Annotated in this window: 16 protein-coding genes, 2 tRNA genes, 3 rRNA genes and 1 other RNA gene; 21 read left to right on the forward strand and 1 reads right to left on the reverse strand. The window is 47.0% G+C overall.

Annotated features, from left to right (window positions below):
- Nucleotides 1-180 precede the first annotated feature (180 nt).
- A complete protein-coding gene (locus NST34_RS00580; RefSeq protein ID WP_143764154.1) occupies nt 181-624 on the forward strand; it encodes a DUF1934 domain-containing protein in 444 nt (147 codons plus the stop codon).
- Complete coding sequence (gene argS, locus NST34_RS00585) at nt 621-2,306, forward strand: arginine--tRNA ligase (protein ID WP_076121339.1); 1,686 nt, start codon at nt 621-623, stop codon at nt 2,304-2,306. Before NST34_RS00580 ends, argS begins: the two co-directional genes overlap by 4 nt.
- Before the next feature lie 127 nt (nt 2,307-2,433).
- On the opposite strand, the gene NST34_RS00590 is transcribed toward argS, so the two are convergent.
- Nucleotides 2,434-3,603, reverse strand: coding sequence for a S8 family peptidase (locus NST34_RS00590; protein WP_339268117.1), 1,170 nt, complete (start codon nt 3,601-3,603; stop codon nt 2,434-2,436).
- Nucleotides 3,604-4,061: 458 nt separating this feature from the next.
- Between NST34_RS00590 and rpoE the strand changes: the two genes are divergently transcribed.
- The 19 genes from rpoE (at nt 4,062) to NST34_RS00685 (ending at nt 22,328) form a co-directional block, all read left to right on the forward strand.
- Nucleotides 4,062-4,613 (forward strand): DNA-directed RNA polymerase subunit delta, encoded by a 552-nt coding sequence (gene rpoE / locus NST34_RS00595; protein WP_042183972.1) that lies wholly within the window; start codon nt 4,062-4,064, stop codon nt 4,611-4,613.
- A gap of 326 nt (nt 4,614-4,939) precedes the next feature.
- Complete coding sequence (locus NST34_RS00600) at nt 4,940-6,547, forward strand: CTP synthase (protein ID WP_076286902.1); 1,608 nt, start codon at nt 4,940-4,942, stop codon at nt 6,545-6,547.
- A gap of 370 nt (nt 6,548-6,917) precedes the next feature.
- Nucleotides 6,918-7,304: a response regulator gene (locus NST34_RS00605; RefSeq protein ID WP_042123230.1), complete on the forward strand. Its 387-nt coding sequence runs from the start codon at nt 6,918-6,920 to the stop codon at nt 7,302-7,304.
- Between the two features lie 208 nt (nt 7,305-7,512).
- Entirely contained in the window at nt 7,513-8,367 is an 855-nt protein-coding gene (gene fba, locus NST34_RS00610; RefSeq protein WP_036679934.1) for a class II fructose-1,6-bisphosphate aldolase, read from the forward strand.
- A gap of 187 nt (nt 8,368-8,554) precedes the next feature.
- Nucleotides 8,555-9,808 carry a UDP-N-acetylglucosamine 1-carboxyvinyltransferase gene (locus NST34_RS00615; protein ID WP_042183976.1) on the forward strand — a complete coding sequence of 418 codons (1,254 nt, stop codon included), beginning with the start codon at nt 8,555-8,557 and terminating at the stop codon, nt 9,806-9,808.
- Nucleotides 9,809-9,971: 163 nt separating this feature from the next.
- Nucleotides 9,972-11,324, forward strand: a complete 1,353-nt coding sequence (gene rho, locus NST34_RS00620) for a transcription termination factor Rho (RefSeq protein ID WP_042123234.1) — start codon at nt 9,972-9,974, stop codon at nt 11,322-11,324.
- 25 nt (nt 11,325-11,349) lie between these two features.
- Complete coding sequence (locus NST34_RS00625) at nt 11,350-12,627, forward strand: radical SAM protein (RefSeq protein WP_042183978.1); 1,278 nt, start codon at nt 11,350-11,352, stop codon at nt 12,625-12,627.
- Nucleotides 12,628-12,758: 131 nt separating this feature from the next.
- Entirely contained in the window at nt 12,759-12,956 is a 198-nt protein-coding gene (rpmE, locus tag NST34_RS00630) for a 50S ribosomal protein L31 (protein ID WP_042123239.1), read from the forward strand.
- A 116-nt stretch (nt 12,957-13,072) separates the two neighbouring features.
- An RNA gene (gene ffs / locus NST34_RS00635) (signal recognition particle sRNA large type) lies at nt 13,073-13,341 on the forward strand.
- A 137-nt stretch (nt 13,342-13,478) separates the two neighbouring features.
- A complete protein-coding gene (gene dnaX / locus NST34_RS00640) occupies nt 13,479-15,254 on the forward strand; it encodes a DNA polymerase III subunit gamma/tau (protein WP_076286903.1) in 1,776 nt (591 codons plus the stop codon).
- A gap of 47 nt (nt 15,255-15,301) precedes the next feature.
- Nucleotides 15,302-15,613: a YbaB/EbfC family nucleoid-associated protein gene (locus NST34_RS00645; protein WP_042183982.1), complete on the forward strand. Its 312-nt coding sequence runs from the start codon at nt 15,302-15,304 to the stop codon at nt 15,611-15,613.
- 39 nt (nt 15,614-15,652) lie between these two features.
- Nucleotides 15,653-16,252: a recombination mediator RecR gene (gene recR, locus NST34_RS00650; protein ID WP_042123249.1), complete on the forward strand. Its 600-nt coding sequence runs from the start codon at nt 15,653-15,655 to the stop codon at nt 16,250-16,252.
- A 136-nt stretch (nt 16,253-16,388) separates the two neighbouring features.
- Nucleotides 16,389-16,640 carry a DUF2508 family protein gene (locus NST34_RS00655; RefSeq protein WP_052404100.1) on the forward strand — a complete coding sequence of 84 codons (252 nt, stop codon included), beginning with the start codon at nt 16,389-16,391 and terminating at the stop codon, nt 16,638-16,640.
- A gap of 43 nt (nt 16,641-16,683) precedes the next feature.
- Nucleotides 16,684-16,941, forward strand: coding sequence for a pro-sigmaK processing inhibitor BofA family protein (locus NST34_RS00660; protein ID WP_371915754.1), 258 nt, complete (start codon nt 16,684-16,686; stop codon nt 16,939-16,941).
- A gap of 301 nt (nt 16,942-17,242) precedes the next feature.
- Nucleotides 17,243-18,800 (forward strand): 16S ribosomal RNA (locus tag NST34_RS00665).
- A gap of 124 nt (nt 18,801-18,924) precedes the next feature.
- Nucleotides 18,925-19,041 (forward strand): 5S ribosomal RNA (gene rrf, locus NST34_RS00670).
- Nucleotides 19,042-19,086: 45 nt separating this feature from the next.
- Nucleotides 19,087-19,163 (forward strand) — tRNA-Ile (locus tag NST34_RS00675).
- A 21-nt stretch (nt 19,164-19,184) separates the two neighbouring features.
- Nucleotides 19,185-19,260 (forward strand) — tRNA-Ala (locus NST34_RS00680).
- A 139-nt stretch (nt 19,261-19,399) separates the two neighbouring features.
- Nucleotides 19,400-22,328 (forward strand): 23S ribosomal RNA (locus NST34_RS00685).
- Together the 16S, 23S and 5S rRNA genes with 2 tRNA genes alongside form the textbook arrangement of a ribosomal RNA operon.
- The last annotated feature ends 45 nt before the right edge of the window (nt 22,329-22,373 follow it).

Here is a 22,373-nt window from a genome sequence, read left to right on the forward strand (position 1 = left end):
AAAATTTTATGAGCTAAGCTAGATCTAATGGATTCTGAGATTGAAATGCTTCTTTGAACTGGATATAGTGTACAATGGGAAAGCGAATAGGCCTTTGAATGAATATAAAAATGTTTAAGTTTTACGACAGGCGTTTTTCTTATGCAGAATGCAGAGGCTTGCAGAATGGAGGAACGTGTGATGCCCGAACTACAGTCTAACAAATATGACGTCTCTATTACGCTCGTGAGCCTTCAAGATGGTCAGCGGAATGTTATGAAAGCGAATGGAGAGGTAGTATCCAAAGGACCGCATCTATATATTCAATATGAAGAGTTAGAGCAAGGCCCTCGAGGAGAGGAAATTTCTGTTCGTACAACAATAAAGATTGCAGGCAAACAGCTAAAGCTAATCCGCCACGGTGGGATACAGTCGGAACAGAGCTTTCAATCCGGACGGCGTCTGCCGGGATTCTATCGTTCACCATATACACAGTTTAATCTTTCTACAGAAACGAACAAGCTGGACGTGGTGCGCGAAGGGCGCTCCCTAACGGTTGCATGGGAATATGATTTGTACGTATACGAGGAATTGTCAGGAAAGTTTGCTATTAGTTTGCATATACAGGAGGAACCGAAATTATGACACAGAGAAAGAATCCGTTGGAGCTAGTGAATGAACGGGTAAAAGAAGCCATTGCCGATGCAATTGTAAATGCAGGAATTGTTGCACCGGAAGAGGTTCCGGATATCGTACTGGAAGTACCAAGAGATAAGGCACACGGTGATTTGGCTACGAACGCTGCTATGCAGCTGACCAAAATCGCAAAACGTAACCCGCGCCAAATTGCTGAGGCAATTATAGAACATTTGGATACTAGCAGCGCTTCTATTGAAAAAGCTGAGATTGCCGGACCAGGCTTTATTAACTTTACGTTGTCCAAGAATTATTTGTATCCAATTATCAGCCTTGTTGCTGAGCAGGGTGATGATTATGGCCGTATTAACATCGGTCAAGGTCAGAAGGTTGAAATGGAGTTCGTCAGCGCTAATCCAACGGGTAGCCTTCATTTAGGACATGCTCGTGGTGCTGCTGTCGGCGATGCGCTTTGCAACGTACTTGATTATGCAGGCTATCAGGTGACACGGGAATATTATATTAATGATGCCGGTAACCAGGTGGTCAACCTGTGCAAATCCATTGAAACTCGTTACCTGCAGGAGCTGGGCCAAGAAGCAGAAATGCCTGAAGACGGTTACCATGGCGAGGATATTAAGGGATTTGCTAAAGAGCTTGTGGCTGAAAAGGGTGATACACTACTCGAAATGAGCCCGAGTGACCGCGCAGCTTTTTTCCGGACTTATGGACTTAATAAAGAGCTCGATAAAATCAAACGTGATCTGGGACTATTCCGCGTAAACTTCGATATCTGGTTCAGTGAGACTTCCCTGTACGAGAACGGAGAAGTGTTACGCTCGCTAGATGAGCTTCGTGATCGTGGAGAAGTTTATGAGCAGGATGGGGCAACCTGGCTGCAAACGACTAAGTATGGCGATGATAAAGACCGCGTTCTGATTAAGAACGATGGCACATACACCTACCTTACACCGGACATTGCTTATCACAGCGATAAGTATGGCCGTGGTTACGATAAAATGATTAACATTTGGGGTGCGGATCATCATGGCTATATTCCGCGGATGAAAGCGGCGATGTCAGCACTTGGCAATGATCCTGAGAAGCTAGTGGTTCTGATTGCTCAGATGGTCAGCCTGTTCCAGAATGGTGAAAAGGTTAAAATGTCGAAACGTACCGGCAAAGCGGTTACGATGGAAGATTTGATGGAAGAAGTAGGAATCGATGCGATTCGTTATTTCTTCACCATGCGTAGCATGGATTCCCATCTCGATTTCGATATGGACTTGGCGATCTCTACTTCTAATGAGAACCCTGTATTCTACGTTCAATATGCGCATGCGCGTATCTGCAGCATCTTCCGTCAGGCAGAGGAGCAAGGGATCTCCATTCCTGATTACGCTGAGATTGACTTCTCCAAGCTGACAGCAGTGCATGAATATGACCTGCTGCGCAAAATTGGTGAGCTCCCAGCAGAAATTGCTGTTGCGGCTGAAGGTTATGCTCCACATCGCCTCATCCGTTATGTATATGAGCTGGCTGCGATGTTCCACAGTTATTACAAAGCTGAACGTGTAATCACTGAGGATGCCGCTCAAACCGTGGCACGACTTGCACTGCTTGGTGCTGCGCGTACCACCATTGCTAATGTCCTGCGTCTTGTTGGTGTTTCCGCACCAGACCGCATGTAATTCAACATCAAACGACAAAAAATCCGCCTTCCGGTTCTCTGGGAGGCGGATTTTATTTTGTGCCGTTCTTCGCACCGGCACAAGCTGCGCTCACGTCAGAGTGACCCACCCGGTGCCCGGGTGGGGTCTATACGTTCGCGGATACCGCCCGCTTGGCCCTCACTCCTGCTTTCAGCAGGCGTAGGGCATCGGCAGCGCCGCCGCCAAGGGATGCGCGTCGCTGCCCCTTGCGCAGCCGCACCGGGGACGCGGTGCGGCGCAAGAGCAGCTTCAGCTCCCTTGGCGAGAGCCCCGGTCGCACCGCGAGCAGCAGTGCAGCGGCTCCCGTGACATGCGAGGTCGCCATGGAGGTGCCGCTCATCTCTTTGTAGCCCTCCTTCAGCCAACAGGAGGTCACGCCTTCGCCGGGGCCATAGACATCGATATAAGAACCGCGGTTGCTGAAGCCAGCAACACGATGTCTTTTATCGATGGCACCCACGGCAATCGTCTCAGGATAACGTGCGGGGTAGTCTCCGCCACGTTTTCCATCATTCCCGGATGAGGCGATGACAGCGATTCCGGCTCGGTACGCTTTAATAACCACATTGTGAAGCGCTTTGCTTCTAGTTTTCATTCCGAAGCTCATATTGATGATATCTATTTTGTTCTGCACGCACCAATCAATACCCAGCACAATATCAGACACATAGGCTGATCCACTATGATCAAAAGCCTTGACTGGATATAGTAGTGCCCGTGGTGCTACACCCATCATCCCACGATTTCCCCCTGCTGCCGCTAAGGTCCCGGCGATATGAGTTCCGTGCCCGTTATCATCCAGCGGCAACATTCCGCGGTGTAGTAGGTTGACCCCAGAGGCTAATGAATGCTTCAGATCGGGATGGCGGTAATCAGCTCCTGTATCGATTACGCCGATTTTGACGTGAACTCCAGTTGATTTGGACCATGCCTGAGGAGCATGAATGGCTTTTACTCCCCAAGGGAGTGTAGCGGTTCCGCTTTTTTCGTTAGCTATAGAATGGATTTGTATTTGTAGATCCTCTTCGACATTTAGGAGATCTGCAAATCGGTTCATTAGTTTTCCAGCTCCGGCAGCAGGCACAAAAAAGGCCCGAATCAGCGGAGATACCTGCACTTGCCGCAGCTCAGGCTGCTTCGCTTTCAGCGCCTTCCATTGTGTGAATGCCCCGGCATACTGGCGGGGATCATTGAAGGTAAGAATACGCCGCTCACCATTGTTGGGGGCAACCGATATTTCTTCAAGAAGCATGTGCCAAAATTTGTAATAGTCCATAGGTTTCGCTGTCCCCTCCTCGGTGCCCTGCTGCCATATTGTATGAGTGGAAGAGGGGGTCCGAATGGGAACTTGCCCTTTTTTAACGAAATGGGCTGCCCATCGTGTCAAAAGACGGCGCTTTACATAAAATAGACAGAAGAGATTAACACTCTCTTTGTAACATCACGTAAGGAGCCGATCCTTGGCGTGGATACAGTCATGCGCGGAGGGTTTCCTCCGCCTTTTTTTATTTAAAAGGAATTATAAGTTTCACACAGGTACATATGTTATGGGCTTATCCTTCTTCAAGATGGAGACAGGTTTCTGCTATGGATAACAGCCTGAAGGCTCTTTCTGTCAGCTGTTACCGCTTTTGACTTGCAATTTGTTGTCAAATAGGTTTTACTTAGTTTTGTTAATGGATATTATTGAAATAAACCGTAATGTGAACAATGCGTGAGAGGAAGTGTCCTTTAGTGAGTACGCCACTCAATTTAAAGCTAGACCCTGAGAAAGTTAAAGAAATGCCGATGGTGGATTTGGCCTTTCTAGTGCTTAAGGCAGCCAATACACCGTATTATTACCGTGATCTGATGGTCGAGGTAGCCAAGTTGCGCGGCATGACCGATCAACAAAGCCAAGATACTATTGCCCAGTTATATACCGAGATTAACATTGATGGGCGTTTTGCCTGTGTCGGAACCAACCTTTGGGGATTGAAACGCTGGTATCCTCTAGAGCGCTCTGATGATCCGGTTGGTAACACCAAACGCGTGCGTATCATCAACGATGAAGACGATGATTTGGAAGATGACGACTTTGCTGAAGAAGAAGAAAACTACGCTGCTGAAGAAGAGGATTTCGACGCTATCGACGAAGATCGCGACGACCTCTATTCCGACGACGACAGCGAAGAAGAAGTCGACGAAGATGTCGTGATCGATGAAGATGACATAGACGAAGATGACTCAGATGAAGACGATGCAGAAGATGACTCAGATGAAGACGATGCAGAAGCTGACAAGTAAGATAAATAATTTCAAAGAGTCTTGCTGATGGTATAATTCCTCCCTTGACAGTGGGGGAACGTCAGAGTAAACTATTGCATGGGCTTATCATGTAAGTTAATAAACGCGTTTCTTAAAATAAAAAGTGCCCCGGTTCTACGGGTGTCACTTTTTTGTTTTTTTAGATGCAAAGTAGCTGTAGTTTTATGTAATTTGCGGGACAACGTTTTATGTTTTCCCCGGTGAATCAAACTTTTGATTTCCCCTGTTTTGATGATAGTAAAACGGGTTACGATAAACACCATGCGCCGCTTTTATGTCTGGACTTTATTTAGGAGGGTTTTACAGTGACAAAGTATATTTTTGTAACGGGTGGCGTTGTGTCTTCCCTGGGCAAGGGCATTACCGCCGCTTCGCTGGGCAGGCTGCTCAAAAACAGAGGTCTAAAGGTAACGATTCAGAAATTTGATCCGTATCTTAACGTAGACCCTGGAACGATGAGTCCTTATCAGCACGGTGAAGTATTCGTAACCGATGACGGTGCGGAGACTGACCTTGACCTTGGACACTATGAACGGTTTATTGATATTAATCTGTCAAAGAACAACAATGTGACGACAGGTAAGATCTATTCATCCGTAATCAGCAAGGAACGTCGTGGAGAGTATTTGGGCGGAACTGTACAAGTTATCCCACACATTACGAATGAGATCAAAGAACGCGTGTTCCGTGCAGGCCGCGAGACCAACTCTGATGTTGTAATCACAGAGATTGGTGGAACCGTAGGTGATATTGAAAGTCTTCCGTTCCTGGAAGCCATTCGTCAGATCAAGAGTGATATCGGACGGGAAAATGTGATGTATATCCACGTAACCTTGATTCCTTATATCAAGGCTGCTGGAGAAGTGAAGACAAAGCCGACACAACACAGTGTTAAAGAGCTGCGCAGTATCGGTATTCAACCGAATGTCATCGTGTGCCGTACGGAATATGAGCTTTCCGCAGATATGAAAGCGAAGATCGCACTCTTTTGCGATATTGATGCTAATGCTGTTGTGGAATGCCGCGATGCTTCAACGTTGTATGAAGTTCCATTGAATCTTCGTGATGAAGGATTGGACGAGATTGTTGTTAATCATTTGAAGCTTACAACACCTGCGCCAGATATGCGTGAATGGGAAAGTATGCTTGAACGGATTCAGAAGCTTGAAAAAACAGTGGAAATTGCGATTGTTGGTAAGTACGTAGCACTGCATGACGCTTATTTGAGCGTTGTTGAATCACTTTCACACGCAGGCTTTGCTGCTAATGCAGAGGTTAAGATTCGCTGGGTGAATGCAGAGGAAATTACGGATGAGAACGTGGATGAAATGCTGCGTGGTATTGGTGGTATTCTTGTTCCTGGTGGTTTCGGTGATCGGGGAATTGAAGGTAAAATCTCCGCGATTCGTTATGCCCGTGAGAAATTGATACCTTTCTTCGGAATTTGCTTAGGTATGCAAGTTTCCGTAATCGAATATGGCCGTTCTGTTCTAGGTCTACAAGGTGCGAATAGCTCCGAAATTGATCCGAACACAACATATCCACTGATCGATCTGCTTCCTGAGCAGAAGGATATTGAAGATATGGGCGGTACTATGCGCCTTGGCTTGTATCCTTGTAAGATTGCTGAGGGTTCCCTGGCAATGTCTTGCTACGATGATGAACTGGTTTATGAGCGTCACCGTCACCGGTATGAGTTCAACAATACGTACCGTGATGAGATTGAAAAAGCAGGTCTGGTTATTTCCGGAACCTCTCCAGATGGCCGTTTGGTTGAGATCGTAGAGCTTCCGGGACATCCTTGGTTCTTGTCGGTTCAATTCCATCCGGAATTCACTTCACGTCCAAACCGTCCACAACCGTTGTTCCGTGATTTCGTCAAAGCTTCTTTGACTCATTCCGAACAGCAGTAATTTTGTAAATATAATTGGAACCTACGGGTTTTATATCAAACCTGAAGAGCCTCCCATAGGAGGCTCTTTTTTTTTAACTATTCGAAAGTATAAGTTGTTCATCTATCCTATATGTCTAATATTTTTCGCTTAAACGCTTACCGTCCTTATAGGGACGCCGAAGGTGTTTATGCCTGTTTGTCCATTTTGAAGAGCTCCGTAAATGACATCACTGTAATTCAGACTCTTTATTTACCCATTTTATCCAATTAGCAGGATTTGAGCAGTGAAGCACGAATAATAGGTTTCGTATGGGTTAGTTTCTGAAGGGGCCGTTAGCTGTGGAGAGCGCGGTATAGTCAATCTGGCTTAATCTCTGGGAGGGTATTATATGGAAAAAAAGAAAGTGTTAATTGTCGATGATCAGAATGGGATTCGGATTCTTCTTATGGAAGTGTTCAATAGCGAAGGATATACGACATTTCAAGCAGCTAACGGAAAATTGGCCTTAGACATTGTTCGCAGTGAGTCTCCTGACTTGGTTTTGCTCGATATGAAAATACCGGGAATGGATGGACTCGAGATTCTGAAGCATCTGAAGGAACTAAATCCATCTATTAAGGTCATAATGATGACCGCTTATGGGGAGCTGGATATGATTAAGGAAGCAACCAAGCTAGGCGCATTGATGCATTTCACAAAGCCATTTGACATCGATGAAATGCGGGTAGCGGTCAATATGCATCTTCATAATAAGTCTGTAGATCAATGCAGTTAAAGTGATATTTTCTGTATCGATTCTATTTGGTTATGGTGATTATAAACAGTTTGAGTGCAAATGCTATACGGGCTGGATAAAAATCGTCCCACCGGGACATTTTTTTGTTTATCCTATTTAGTATTTGACTCAGGATGTGTTATAATAAGCCTGTATGTGATGTCGGTTTAAAAACATAGCCAACCAACATTCTTAGGAGGATGAAACCATGCCATTAGTATCTATGACAGACATGTTGAACAAAGCACTTGAAGGAAAATACGCAGTAGGTCAGTACAACATTAACAACTTGGAGTGGACACAAGCTATTCTTGGTGCCGCTGAACAAGAGAAATCACCAGTAATCCTTGGTGTATCCGAAGGCGCAGCACGTCACATGGGCGGCTTCACTACTGTTGTTAAAATGGTAGAAGGTCTAATTATCGATATGAATATCACAGTTCCTGTAGCGATCCACCTTGACCATGGATCTAGCTTTGATAAATGTAAAGCAGCAATTGATGCTGGATTTACATCCGTAATGATCGACGGTTCCCACCACCCAATCGATGAGAACATTGATATGACTAAAAAAGTCGTTGAATATGCTCACGCTAAAGGTGTTTCTGTAGAAGCAGAAGTAGGTACTGTTGGTGGACAAGAAGACGACGTTATCGGCGGCATCATGTATGCTAAGCTTGATGAGTGCGTACGTATTGTTAAAGAAACAGGTATCGACACTTTGGCTCCTGCACTAGGTTCCGTTCATGGACCTTACCATGGCGAGCCTAACCTCGGATTTAAAGAAATGGAAGAAATCCGCGACGCTACTAACATCCCAATGGTTCTTCATGGTGGTACAGGTATTCCTGAACATGACATCAAGAAAGCTATCTCCTTGGGTACTTCCAAAATCAACGTAAACACTGAGAACCAAATCGTGTTCGCAAAAGTTGTCCGCGAAGTTCTAGCTGCTAAACCTGATGCTTACGATCCACGTACATTCATCGCACCAGGTCGCGATGCGATCAAAGAAACCGTTATCGGTAAAATCCGCGAATTTGGATCCAACAACAAAGCCTAATCATTGTTAGCTTCCGCCACAGGTGGACAAGCAATTTGTAAAGGGCAGGGGGTAGCTCTGCCCAGTTGAATAGTTTGATGAGGAAAGCACACCGCTTAGCCGGTGTCTTTCCATTTTCATCACTAAAAGTCCACAGCACGTATTGCCCACACAGCTGCAATACACGTAGGGGGAAATTGATAAATCTATGGAAAAATTAATGATTGGCGGTGGACGTCCGCTAGAGGGCGTTGTAACCATCAGTGGAGCAAAGAATAGTGCTATTGCACTTATTCCTGCGGCGATTTTGGCCGAATCTGAAGTTGTTCTTGATAATTTACCGTCCCTTAGTGATGTAGCCGTTTACTCCGAAATCTTGCAAGAGCTTGGCGCAAGTGTATCTTGGTCAGGCAACCAGATGAAAATTGATCCTTCGCGTATTGTATCTATACCTATGCCTAATGGTCCGGTTAAGAAACTTCGAGCTTCGTATTATATGATGGGAGCTCTACTTGGAAGATTCAAAGAAGCGACAATAGGTCTACCCGGTGGTTGTAACTTCGAACCTCGTCCAATCGATCAGCATATCAAAGGATTCGAGGCACTGGGAGCAACAGTTACCAACGAACATGGTTCTATCCACTTATATGCTAAAGAGCTACGCGGTGCGAAGATTTATTTAGACGTATCAAGCGTAGGTGCCACTATTAACATCATGCTGGCGGCTTCACGTGCCAAAGGTTCCACAATTATTGAAAATGCGGCTAAAGAGCCTGAGATTATAGATGTAGCAACCCTATTGAACTCTATGGGCGCTGTTATTAAAGGCGCCGGTACAGAAACCATCAGAATTGAAGGGGTATCGGAGATGCACGGTTGCCGTCACTCCATTATTCCCGATCGGATTCAAGCAGGAACTTATATGATTGCCGCTGCGGCTACGCGTGGTAATGTGTTGATAGATAACGTTATTCCTAAGCACTTGGAAGCTTTAACGGCCAAGCTTTTAGAGATGGGCGTTGAGATTGAAGAGCTTGACGAAAGTATTCGCGTTATAGGTAGAGCTAAATATGAGCACGCAGATGTCAAAGCGTTGACCTATCCTGGCTTTCCTACAGATTTACAATCTCCTATGACAAGTATGTTGACTCAGGCGGAAGGCGTTAGTGTGCTTAGCGATTTCGTCTACAGCAACCGTTTTAAACATGTGCCAGAATTGGTACGGATGGGCGCGAAAATACGCGTTGAAGGCCGTTCTGCAATTATTGAGGGTGGTAAGCTTAACGCTGCAAAGGTGAAAGCGACTGATTTACGGGCAGGCGCTGCTCTTGTCATTGCTGGATTGACAGTAGGGGATGGGATCACCGAGGTGACCGGCGTAGAATATATTGACCGTGGTTATGATAATTTAGTGAGCAACCTTCGACAACTTGGTGCTCATGTTTGGCGTGAGAACGAATAAAATTAGGATATCCCGTTTGGAAGGAGGTTTATTTGCTTATTTACCGCATATATCCTTCCAAATTGGGTATTAATATCCTAATGGGCATTTTAATAGAATCATATTTTTGCCTAGTAGATAGACTAGGAAGAACTCATTTAAAAATTGAATAGGTGGTTATTACATGGATCTTCAAATTTCCGATCTGGAAGAAATGAAGCTGACCGAGTTGTATAAGCTGGCCAAGAAATACCAGATCCCTTATTACGGACAGCTGAAGAAACGGGAACTGATCTTTGCGATCCTTCGGGCACAGGCAGAGCAAAGCGGTCTTATGTTTATGGAAGGCGTACTGGAAATTCTACCCGAGGGCTATGGATTTCTAAGGCCGATTAACTATTTGCCTAGCGCTGAAGATATTTATATCTCAGCCTCACAAATTCGGAAGTTTGATCTCAGAAGCGGAGATCTTGTATCTGGGAAATGCCGGACGCCGAAAGAAAATGAACGATATTTTGGCCTGCTTCAAGTCAATGCCGTTAATGGCGAGAACCCTGCTAGCGCAGCGGAGCGACTACATTTTCCAGCATTAACACCACTTTATCCGCAAGACAAGCTACCGCTTGAAACATCCCCTACTCATTTGTCTACCCGAATAATGGATTTGCTCGCTCCTGTAGGTTTGGGGCAGCGGGGTTTGATTGTAGCACCTCCTAAAGCAGGAAAAACGCTCCTCTTGAAAGAAATTGCCAATAGTATTTCCACTAATAATCCTGAGATTGAACTCTTTGTATTGCTAATAGATGAGCGTCCCGAAGAAGTAACTGATATGCAGCGTTCAGTAAAAGGCGAAGTGGTTGCATCGACGTTTGATGAGCTTCCAGAGAATCATATTAAAGTGGCCGAACTTGTGTTGCAAAGAGCTCTTCGTTTAGTTGAGCACAAGAAGGATGTAGTTATTCTTTTAGACAGCATTACCCGTCTTGCACGTGCGTATAATCTTGTGGTTCCACCATCTGGACGCACGCTTAGTGGGGGGATTGACCCAGCAGCCTTTCATCGGCCGAAACGGTTTTTTGGCTCTGCACGGAATGTAGAAGAGGGCGGTTCACTGACTATTTTAGCAACTGCTTTAATTGATACCGGATCACGTATGGATGACATTATTTATGAAGAGTTTAAGGGTACTGGTAATATGGAGCTTCATTTGGACCGCAAATTGGCGGAACGCCGTATATTCCCTGCTATTGATATTCGTCGTTCAGGTACACGTCGTGAAGAAGTGCTCTTGAGCAAAGAAGAGCTTGATACGATCTGGGCGATTCGCAAAAATATGAATGAATCCTACGATTTTGTGGAGGGATTCATCAAAAAGCTGCGTGATACAAAGACTAATGCTGAATTCTTAGCATCATTTGACGTTGCGGGAGCTAAACAATCGCCAAATGGAACTGCAAGTAGCGGAGGAACTTCCAACAGTGGTACGGCTGCTCGTCGCACAACACGGGCAAAGACTTCTTCAGTACCTACAACTTGAGAATTGATAATAAGAGGAGACTAACATGTATTTGGTATATGCCGACGGGCAAGGAAACGTATATGATCATCCAGAACTGTACGGGTTAGCCCGTAGTGGGGATATGATCGTTGAAATGTTGGAGGAAGAGTTGATTCCGCTGCCTGAAGGCGCCACTCTTGTGGGCTTGCCTAGTACGCGGGCTGTGGGTATGGATCCTGAGACAGGTGAAATGATGGCGTTGCCGGATGGCTCACAGGCTGTAGGCGCGCTGCTGCCTCAGGGCTATACTCGCTTGTGTCTTCCTGGGTATGTAAAGACAGATAAGTCTTACAAGCTTCCTCTGTTTGGGTATTCGGCTGTAGTGTGGAAGGATGGCGGGTTCTATGTTGCGGCGGATCCAACCGATAATCCGGAGAAGTGGAACCCACTGAACTGTGATAAACAGGATCTTGAGGTAAGCGTTGGCGAGTTGACTGCCAAATATCCTGATAACCGTCTCTATGAGCATCTTTCTAACTGTGCGCTTGGTTATGAATGCCTGACTTCCTCCAACACCTTCTTAGGGCGTTGGGAGGGCGGTGTACCTGTCTCTTATTCATGTAATGCTGGATGTTTTGGCTGTATTTCTGAGCAACCTGATGATAGTGGTTTTGTGTCTCCGCAGACTCGTATGAATTTCCGACCAACGGTCAATGAAATTTCACAAGTTATGTTGGAGCACTTGAAGACGCCTGAATCGATTATCAGTTTTGGACAAGGCTGTGAAGGTGAGCCTTCTACGCAGGCAAAACTTATTATAGAAGCAATCCGTGAAGTGCGCTCGATTACTGACATGGGCTACATTAATATCAACACCAATGCTGGTTTAAGCGATCATATTCGTGGAATCGTCGATGCTGGGCTGGATTTGATGCGTGTCAGCACGATTAGTGCTCTAGATGATCATTACAATGCTTATTACAAACCACGTGGCTACACATTGGCTAATGTAGAGAAGTCTTTGAAATATGCTGCCTCGCAAGGTGTTTACACATCGATCAACTATCTGATTTTCCCTGGAGTAACTGATCGCGAAGAAGAGATTGAGGCAATGGTGGAGTTTGTAAGACGTACGGATCTGAAGCTTATTCAGATGCGTAATCTGAACATTGATCCAGAGAGTTATCTGGAGTTAATTCCTCCTGCTAAGGGTGAAATTCTCGGCATGAAGACGATGCTGGAAATTTTCCGGGACGAATTGCCGGATGTTGTTATTGGTTCTTACACACATGTACCACCAGCAAATATGGCTCGGGTAAAGCAACGGCAACTCAACATTTAATAGATTAAATGTACCAATGAATTACCAATGAAACATATTGATCAATTGAATTTTTCGTGCTAAAATACCACAGTGTAATCATATAACTCTGGGTCCGCATGAGGCTTAGGGCATGAGAGGTGAAATTCAAAATGCAAGCAGCAATTCAACCAAAGTATAACTTAACTAAGGTAACCTGCGCATGTGGCAACTCTTTCGAAGCTGGCTCTGTTAAACAAGAGCTTCGTGTTGAAATTTGCTCCAGCTGCCATCCTTTCTTCACTGGCAAGCAGAAGTTCCTGGATGCCGGCGGTCGCGTTGATAAATTCAAGAAGAAATACGGTATCTAATTGGAATAGCCGCTTAGCGGCTTAATGGTTAGATCGAGCTCCCAGCTTTCTCGCTGGGGGCTCATTTTATGTCTTGGAGTTGATTTTTGTCCGAGCGTGAGCTATACTTATCTTCGCCGTGCTAGACGGGGAGGTAGCGGTGCCCTGTAACTCGCAATCCGCTGTAGCGAGGTTGAATTCCTGTTAGAGGTGCTATCGATGTGAGGCCTTGGTTCCTACGGGCTGTGTTGACGGTTGGGTCCTCCGCAATGAGTGCTTATGAACCTGGTCAGGTCCGGAAGGAAGCAGCCATAAGTAAGTTTACTCTTGTGCCGGAGGGTGGCCTAGCCCGAGCAGTCATGTAGGGTTGCCGCTTGGATCGTAGTCATCAATAACAGGTGCACGGTTTATAATTCTGTTTATAACAGCATCTTTGCCACAAGCAAAGATGCTTTTTGTTTTTGGTCAATAGCCGATGAATATAGTATAATAAATTTGCGACAAATGCCGGGAAAGAGGCAGCCTAAGAGAGGGTAATGCATAGTGGAACATATCGCGCTGTACCGTGCTTGGCGGCCGCAGTCGTTTCAAGACATGGTTGGACAACAGCACATTATCCAAACGCTGCAGAACGCAATTCGTGAACAGCGGGTTTCGCATGCCTATCTGTTCAGTGGTCCGCGGGGAACTGGTAAGACAAGTGCTGCTAAAGTCTTAGCGAAAGCGGTCAATTGTGAACGTGGGCCAGGTCCGGAGCCTTGCAACGAGTGTCCTTCCTGCTTGCGAATCACTGCGGGTAATGTGATGGATGTGCAGGAAATAGACGCGGCATCCAACCGGGGCGTAGAAGAGATTCGCGACCTCCGGGACAAGGTGAAATATGCACCTACCGAGGTGCGCCGTAAAGTGTATATTATTGATGAAGTGCATATGCTGACAACAGAAGCATTTAATGCGCTATTAAAGACATTGGAAGAACCGCCGTCACATGCAATGTTCATCCTTGCGACTACGGAACCTCATAAATTGCCAGCGACGATCATTTCTCGTTGTCAGCGTTTTGACTTCCGCAGAGTAGCTTTGGAAGAGCAGACAGCACATCTAAGTGCTATCTGTGAGAAGGAAGGGATTACAGCCGATGTTAACGCATTGCAGTATATTGCCCGCCTTTCTGATGGGGGTATGCGCGATGCAGTGAGTTTGCTGGATCAGATTTCATCTTTTACAGATGGCAAAGTTACGTACGAGCAAGTCCTGGGGATGACCGGAGGGATACCCTCTGAGCAATTTGCACGTCTTGCCACTGCCATATTGGAAGGTGATATGGGTCTTCTGCTGGAGCTTGTTGAACAGCTTATGCATGAAGGTAAGAGTGCTGATAAATGTCTAGAGAATCTTATGTATTATTTCCGTGATTTATTGATGATTAAGATGGTACCTGGGGCTGATCAACTGACGGAGCGAGTGCTTAATCCCGCCGAGTTTAAAGATATGGCCACCGCATTTTCCCGGGATCGTCTGTTTCAGATCGTAGATACACTTAATAAGTACCTGGGTGAAATGAAATATGCTACTCATCCGCAGACTTTGTTTGAAGTCGCGCTGATGAAGCTTTGTAGCTTGCAGCAAGAGGAAAGTGAGACCGCATCAGCTGCTCCGTTAGGTGCATTGCAGGCTGGATCAGGGGTGAATGCTCCTGCAGTCCACTCTGGTGAACTGGATCTGCTCAAGAGACAGATTACTGCGCTGGAGAAAAAGCTGGAGCAGGCATTGCAGTCCGGTGGTATTTCCGGAGGTGGGCGAGATGGTGCCTCTTCTGCGAAATCGAATCCGACTCCAAGTTCTGCGCCTAGAATCTCTGCAACCTCCAAAATGCCTCCAAATGTTGATAAGTTTATTGCTGGTAAGGATAGTCCTGATTTTGCAGCTATCTATAAACAGTGGAGTCTTGTCTTGCAAGGGGTAAAAGAGGAGAAGGTAACGGTTCATGCGTGGTTTGTAGACGGAGAACCTGTATCTGTAATGGACGACGCTGTGCTTGTTGCGTTTAAGAACACGATTCATCGTGATACAACGGAGAAGCCAGCAAACAGACAGGTCATTGAGAATGTGTTTGCAGCGCGTCTTGGTAAACCTTATAGACTGGTAACTATAATGCAGCGCGATTGGAACGAAGCCGCTCAAAAGTCAGTGGAACAGCCTAGCAAAGAAGAGTTGCGGCTAGAGCATGAACATGATACTGCAGATGCGAAATCTGAACCTTGGATTGATGAGGCTATCCAGCTTTTTGGAGAAGACCTTGTTGTCATAAAAGAGTAATGTAAGCATACTAGCGCAAATTGCGCATTCCAAAGGAGAGATGATGTATGAATAATATGAACCAAATGATGAAGCAAGTTAAGAAAATGCAGGAGCAAATGCTTAAAGCTCAAGAAGAACTAGGTGGCAAGGTAATTGAAGGCTCATCAGGTGGCGGTGTAGTTACAGTTCAAGTTAATGGCCACAAAAAGTTGCTTTCTATCCAAATCAAGCCAGAAGCTGTTGATCCGGAAGATGTTGAAATGCTACAGGATTTGGTAATCACTGCAGTTAATGATGCTTTGACTCAAGCTGAAGACCTTGCGAACAATGATATGGGTAAATTTACTGGTGGAATGAAGATCCCAGGCTTGTTCTAATTCACTCACTCCACTTTCGTCTAAAGGAGAATTATTAATTTGTATTATCCCGAACCGCTAGCCAAGCTGATCGATGCTTTTACGCGCTTGCCCGGGATTGGGCCGAAGACAGCCGCCCGGTTAGCTTTTCATGTGCTTAACATGAAAGAGGATGACGTCATTGATTTTGCTAAAGCGCTAGTAAGTGTCAAGCGTAATCTTCATTATTGCTCCGTCTGCTGTAATATTACGGATACGGACCCGTGTAAGATATGTCAGGACAAAACTAGAGATCCTTCAGTAATCTGTGTGATCCAAGACTCCAAGGATTTGGTGGCAATAGAACGAACCAAAGAGTTTAATGGGTATTATCACGTTCTTCAGGGTGCGATTTCACCTATGGAAGGTATAGGCCCTGATGATATTCGCTTGAAGGAATTATTGACTCGTTTGAGTGATGAAAGAGTGAGTGAGCTTATCATGGCGACTAACCCCAACATTGAGGGTGAGGCAACGGCGATGTATATTTCTCGTCTAGTTCGGCCTTTTGAGATTAAAATCACCAGAATAGCCCATGGCTTGCCTGTTGGTGGCGATCTTGAATATGCCGACGAGGTTACCTTGTCCAAAGCGTTGGAAGGTCGTCGTGAGCTATTCTAGTAGCTCTAAAGTCGTGTTTTTCAAAAGGAGGCCCCCTGGGTCTCCTTTTTTTGTTCTAAGTTTGTCCCTATCCCGATATGAATGAGAATAACGAGATGTAATTTTGCATCGAAATTATTCTGAGGAGGAATGAGTAATGGGATGGTGGACCTCATTGTGGCGGGGAGCAGATGAAGAACAGGGTAGAAAAGATACGGAGGGCTGGGAAACGTTGCTGGAGGTTCGTAAGGCGCAATCTGAGTGGGAGAGAGCGTACCTAATGTTTGATGAAGCGTTGGGTCAAGATCAAATTGATTATGCGATTTATATTTTAGAGGCAGCAGAGCGCAAGTATCAGATACATCTCAAACATGCAAAGAGCATTGGATTAAATAGCAGTCAGATGTAGGCGCTAACCATATGGAAATATAGGAGGGATCAACATGCTAAGAATGTTAGCTATAGGAGTACTGGTCATATCGGTTGTATTGTTGAGTGTAATTGTATTCCGGAAAAAACTTGGCTTTGGATGGCTTAGTCTGTTCGGAGCTCATTTGGTACTGGCTGCGCTCGCGATATATGTAGTGAATTTCTCGGGTTTAATCACACAAGTTCATATTCCCCTGAATCCCGCAACCATAGGCGCAGTAACGGTTCTTGGCCTTCCAGGCGTAGTAATGTTAATAGGATTAAGAATTATTTTGTTTTAATGCTTGACGTGAGTTTGAAAAATATGATACATTAAGTCTCGCCCCTTTGGACAAGATGTTGATTAACAACTTGCTGAAACGGTAAGCGAAAAAAGAAATTAAAAAAACGCTTGACGAAAACAAAGGTGCTGTGATATATTATAAAGGTCGCTGCTGACAAGCAACGACAACGAAAGATGAGACATTGATCTTTGAAAACTGAACAACGAGTGAGTAGGAAATCACGAAAGTGAAATCCAAAATTAGAGAATTAATTTTCTCGTCAGATGTTTCAAAATGAGCATATCGCTCTTTTCAATACTAATTGGAGAGTTTGATCCTGGCTCAGGACGAACGCTGGCGGCGTGCCTAATACATGCAAGTCGAGCGGAGTCATTTTGAAAGCTTGCTTTCAAAATGACTTAGCGGCGGACGGGTGAGTAACACGTAGGCAACCTGCCCCTTAGACTGGGATAACTACCGGAAACGGTAGCTAATACCGGATAATTTCTTTTTTCTCCTGAAGAAAGAATGAAAGACGGAGCAATCTGTCACTGAGGGATGGGCCTGCGGCGCATTAGCTAGTTGGTGGGGTAACGGCCCACCAAGGCGACGATGCGTAGCCGACCTGAGAGGGTGAACGGCCACACTGGGACTGAGACACGGCCCAGACTCCTACGGGAGGCAGCAGTAGGGAATCTTCCGCAATGGACGAAAGTCTGACGGAGCAACGCCGCGTGAGTGATGAAGGTTTTCGGATCGTAAAGCTCTGTTGCCAGGGAAGAACGTCCGGTAGAGTAACTGCTACCGGAGTGACGGTACCTGAGAAGAAAGCCCCGGCTAACTACGTGCCAGCAGCCGCGGTAATACGTAGGGGGCAAGCGTTGTCCGGAATTATTGGGCGTAAAGCGCGCGCAGGCGGTCATTTAAGTCTGGTGTTTAAACCTTGGGCTCAACCTGAGGTCGCACTGGAAACTGGGTGACTTGAGTACAGAAGAGGAAAGTGGAATTCCACGTGTAGCGGTGAAATGCGTAGATATGTGGAGGAACACCAGTGGCGAAGGCGACTTTCTGGGCTGTAACTGACGCTGAGGCGCGAAAGCGTGGGGAGCAAACAGGATTAGATACCCTGGTAGTCCACGCCGTAAACGATGAGTGCTAGGTGTTAGGGGTTTCGATACCCTTGGTGCCGAAGTTAACACAGTAAGCACTCCGCCTGGGGAGTACGGTCGCAAGACTGAAACTCAAAGGAATTGACGGGGACCCGCACAAGCAGTGGAGTATGTGGTTTAATTCGAAGCAACGCGAAGAACCTTACCAGGTCTTGACATCCCTCTGAATCCACTAGAGATAGTGGCGGCCTTCGGGACAGAGGAGACAGGTGGTGCATGGTTGTCGTCAGCTCGTGTCGTGAGATGTTGGGTTAAGTCCCGCAACGAGCGCAACCCTTAACTTTAGTTGCCAGCAGGTAAGGCTGGGCACTCTAGAGTGACTGCCGGTGACAAACCGGAGGAAGGTGGGGATGACGTCAAATCATCATGCCCCTTATGACCTGGGCTACACACGTACTACAATGGCCGGTACAACGGGAAGCGAAGCCGCGAGGTGAAGCCAATCCCATCAAAGCCGGTCTCAGTTCGGATTGCAGGCTGCAACTCGCCTGCATGAAGTCGGAATTGCTAGTAATCGCGGATCAGCATGCCGCGGTGAATACGTTCCCGGGTCTTGTACACACCGCCCGTCACACCACGAGAGTTTACAACACCCGAAGTCGGTGGGGTAACCCGCAAGGGAGCCAGCCGCCGAAGGTGGGGTAGATGATTGGGGTGAAGTCGTAACAAGGTAGCCGTATCGGAAGGTGCGGCTGGATCACCTCCTTTCTATGGAGAATCGTCTTCTGCAATGAAGACATTCAAATCGGAAGCTAAGCTTCCACAATAGAACCTTAGGGTTCGAACACTCACTCGTGTTCAGTTTTGAAAGAGCAAGTCTCTTTCGTATGCGTTTGGTGGCGATAGCGGAGGGGTTCCACACGTACCCATCCCGAACACGACCGTTAAGCCCTCCAGCGCCGATGGTACTTGGACCGAAGGGTCCTGGGAGAGTAGGACGCCGCCAAGCGGACAACCATTCTTTGGTTGATTCACAATATTATATATGTTATATGGGCTTTTAGCTCAGTTGGTTAGAGCGCACCTCTGATAAGGGTGAGGTCGGTGGTTCGAGTCCACCAAGGCCCACCATATGACATTATATCCTTTTATGGGGCCATAGCTCAGCTGGGAGAGCGCCTGCCTTGCAAGCAGGAGGTCAGCGGTTCGATCCCGCTTGGCTCCACCATAATTTTTAATTCAATACCTTCTTTAAACTTGATCCTTGAAAACTGGATACCGAAACGAATTTGCGTTTTAGAACATCTTTTAGCAACTTGTGTAAACAAGTAAATGTTATTAGTGAGATTTTTCTTAGGAAAAATCAAGGTTAAGCTAATAAGAGCACACGGAGGATGCCTAGGCGCCAGGAGCCGACGAAGGACGTGGCGAACAACGAAACTGCCTCGGGGAGCTGTAAGCAAGCTTTGATCCGGGGGTGTCCGAATGGGGAAACCCAGCTGTGGTAATTCGCAGTTACTCATCTCTGAACACATAGGAGATGTAGAGGCAGACCAGGGGAACTGAAACATCTAAGTACCCTGAGGAAGAGAAAACAATAGTGATTCCGTCAGTAGCGGCGAGCGAACGCGGAACAGCCTAAACCTAAGAGCTTGCTCTTAGGGGTTGTGGGACGTCTCACATGGAGTTACAAAGGAATATGGTAGGTGAAGAGGTCTGGAAAGGCCCGCGATAGAGGTAAAAGCCCTGTAACCTAAACTGTGTTCTCTCCGAGACGGATCCCGAGTAGTGCGGGGCACGTGAAACCCCGTATGAATCCAGCAGGACCATCTGCTAAGGCTAAATACTACCTGGCGACCGATAGTGAAACAGTACCGTGAGGGAAAGGTGAAAAGCACCCCGGAAGGGGAGTGAAATAGAACCTGAAACCGTGTGCTTACAAAAAGTCAGAGCCCTATTAATGGGTGATGGCGTGCCTTTTGTAGAATGAACCGGCGAGTTACGTTTAACATGCAAGGTTAAGTCGAGAAGACGGAGCCGCAGCGAAAGCGAGTCTGAATAGGGCGATTGAGTATGTGGACGTAGACCCGAAACCGTGTGATCTACCCCTGTCCAGGGTGAAGGTGCGGTAACACGCACTGGAGGCCCGAACCCACGCATGTTGAAAAATGCGGGGATGAGGTGGGGGTAGCGGAGAAATTCCAATCGAACTCGGAGATAGCTGGTTCTCCCCGAAATAGCTTTAGGGCTAGCCTCGGTATAAGAGTAGTGGAGGTAGAGCACTGATTGGGTGCGGGGTCCGCAAGGATTACCAAGCTCAGTCAAACTCCGAATGCCATATACTTATTGCCGGGAGTCAGACAGTGAGTGCTAAGATCCATTGTCAAAAGGGAAACAGCCCAGACCATCAGCTAAGGTCCCCAAGTGTGTGTTAAGTGGGAAAGGATGTGGAGTTGCACAGACAACCAGGATGTTGGCTTAGAAGCAGCCACCATTGAAAGAGTGCGTAATAGCTCACTGGTCGAGTGACTCTGCGCCGAAAATGTAACGGGGCTAAACACACCACCGAAGCTATGGCTAGATACGTATGTATCTGGGGTAGGGGAGCGTTGTATGTGGGTTGAAGGTGTACCGTAAGGAGCGCTGGACAGCATACAAGTGAGAATGCCGGTATGAGTAACGAAAAGATCAGTGAGAATCTGATCCGCCGAAAGCCCAAGGTTTCCTGAGGAAGGCTCGTCCGCTCAGGGTAAGTCGGGACCTAAGGCGAGGCCGAAAGGCGTAGTCGAAGGACAACAGTTTGAAATTACTGTACCACCGTAATCCGCTATGAGCGATGGGGTGACGCAGGAGGGTAGTGACGCGGACTGATGGATATGTCCGTCTAAGCAGTGAGGCTGATGTGTAGGCAAATCCGCACATCGTTAAGGCTGGGCTGTGATGGGGAGCGAAAATTACAGTAGCGAAGGTCATGATCTCACACTGCCAAGAAAAGCCTCTAGCCAGGAGAAGGTGCCCGTACCGCAAACCGACACAGGTAGGCGAGAAGAGAATTCTAAGGCGCGCGGAAGAACTCTCGTTAAGGAACTCGGCAAAATGACCCCGTAACTTCGGGAGAAGGGGTGCCCCGGTAGTGTGAATAGCACGAGGGGGCCGCAGTGAAAAGGCCCAAGCGACTGTTTAGCAAAAACACAGGTCTGTGCGAAGCCGCAAGGCGAAGTATACGGGCTGACGCCTGCCCGGTGCTGGAAGGTTAAGGGGAGTGGTTAGGGGTAACCCGAAGCTATGAACCGAAGCCCCAGTAAACGGCGGCCGTAACTATAACGGTCCTAAGGTAGCGAAATTCCTTGTCAGGTAAATTCTGACCCGCACGAATGGCGTAACGACTTGGGCGCTGTCTCAACGAGAGATCCGGTGAAATTTTAATACCTGTGAAGATGCAGGTTACCCGCGACAAGACGGAAAGACCCCATGGAGCTTTACTGCAGCTTGATATTGAATTTGGGTACGATCTGTACAGGATAGGTGGGAGCCGTAGAAATCGGAGCGCAAGCTTCGGTGGAGGCGCCGTTGGGATACCACCCTGATCGTATCTAGGTTCTAACCTAGTACCCTTACCGGGTACGGGGACCGTGTCAGGCGGGCAGTTTGACTGGGGCGGTCGCCTCCTAAAGAGTAACGGAGGCGTTCCAAGGTTCCCTCAGAATGGTTGGAAATCATTCGAAGAGTGCAAAGGCATAAGGGAGCTTGACTGCGAGACCTACAAGTCGAGCAGGGACGAAAGTCGGACTTAGTGATCCGGTGGTACCGCATGGAAGGGCCATCGCTCAACGGATAAAAGCTACCCTGGGGATAACAGGCTTATCTCCCCCAAGAGTCCACATCGACGGGGAGGTTTGGCACCTCGATGTCGGCTCATCGCATCCTGGGGCTGAAGTAGGTCCCAAGGGTTGGGCTGTTCGCCCATTAAAGCGGTACGCGAGCTGGGTTCAGAACGTCGTGAGACAGTTCGGTCCCTATCTGTCGTGGGCGCAGGAAATTTGAGAGGAGCTGTCCTTAGTACGAGAGGACCGGGATGGACGTACCGCTGGTGCACCAGTTGTTCCGCCAGGAGCATGGCTGGGTAGCTACGTACGGACGGGATAAGCGCTGAAAGCATCTAAGCGTGAAGCCCCCCTCAAGATGAGATTTCCCAATTAGTAAGACCCCTTGAAGACGACGAGGTAGATAGGTTGGAGGTGGAAGTGCAGTAATGCATGGAGCTGACCAATACTAATCGGTCGAGGGCTTATCCTATACTTAAAACGCAAATTCAATTCGGATTCAGTTTTCAGGGAGTCA

Source organism: Paenibacillus sp. FSL H7-0714 (assembly GCF_038003765.1).
Classification (GTDB): domain Bacteria; phylum Bacillota; class Bacilli; order Paenibacillales; family Paenibacillaceae; genus Paenibacillus_AQ.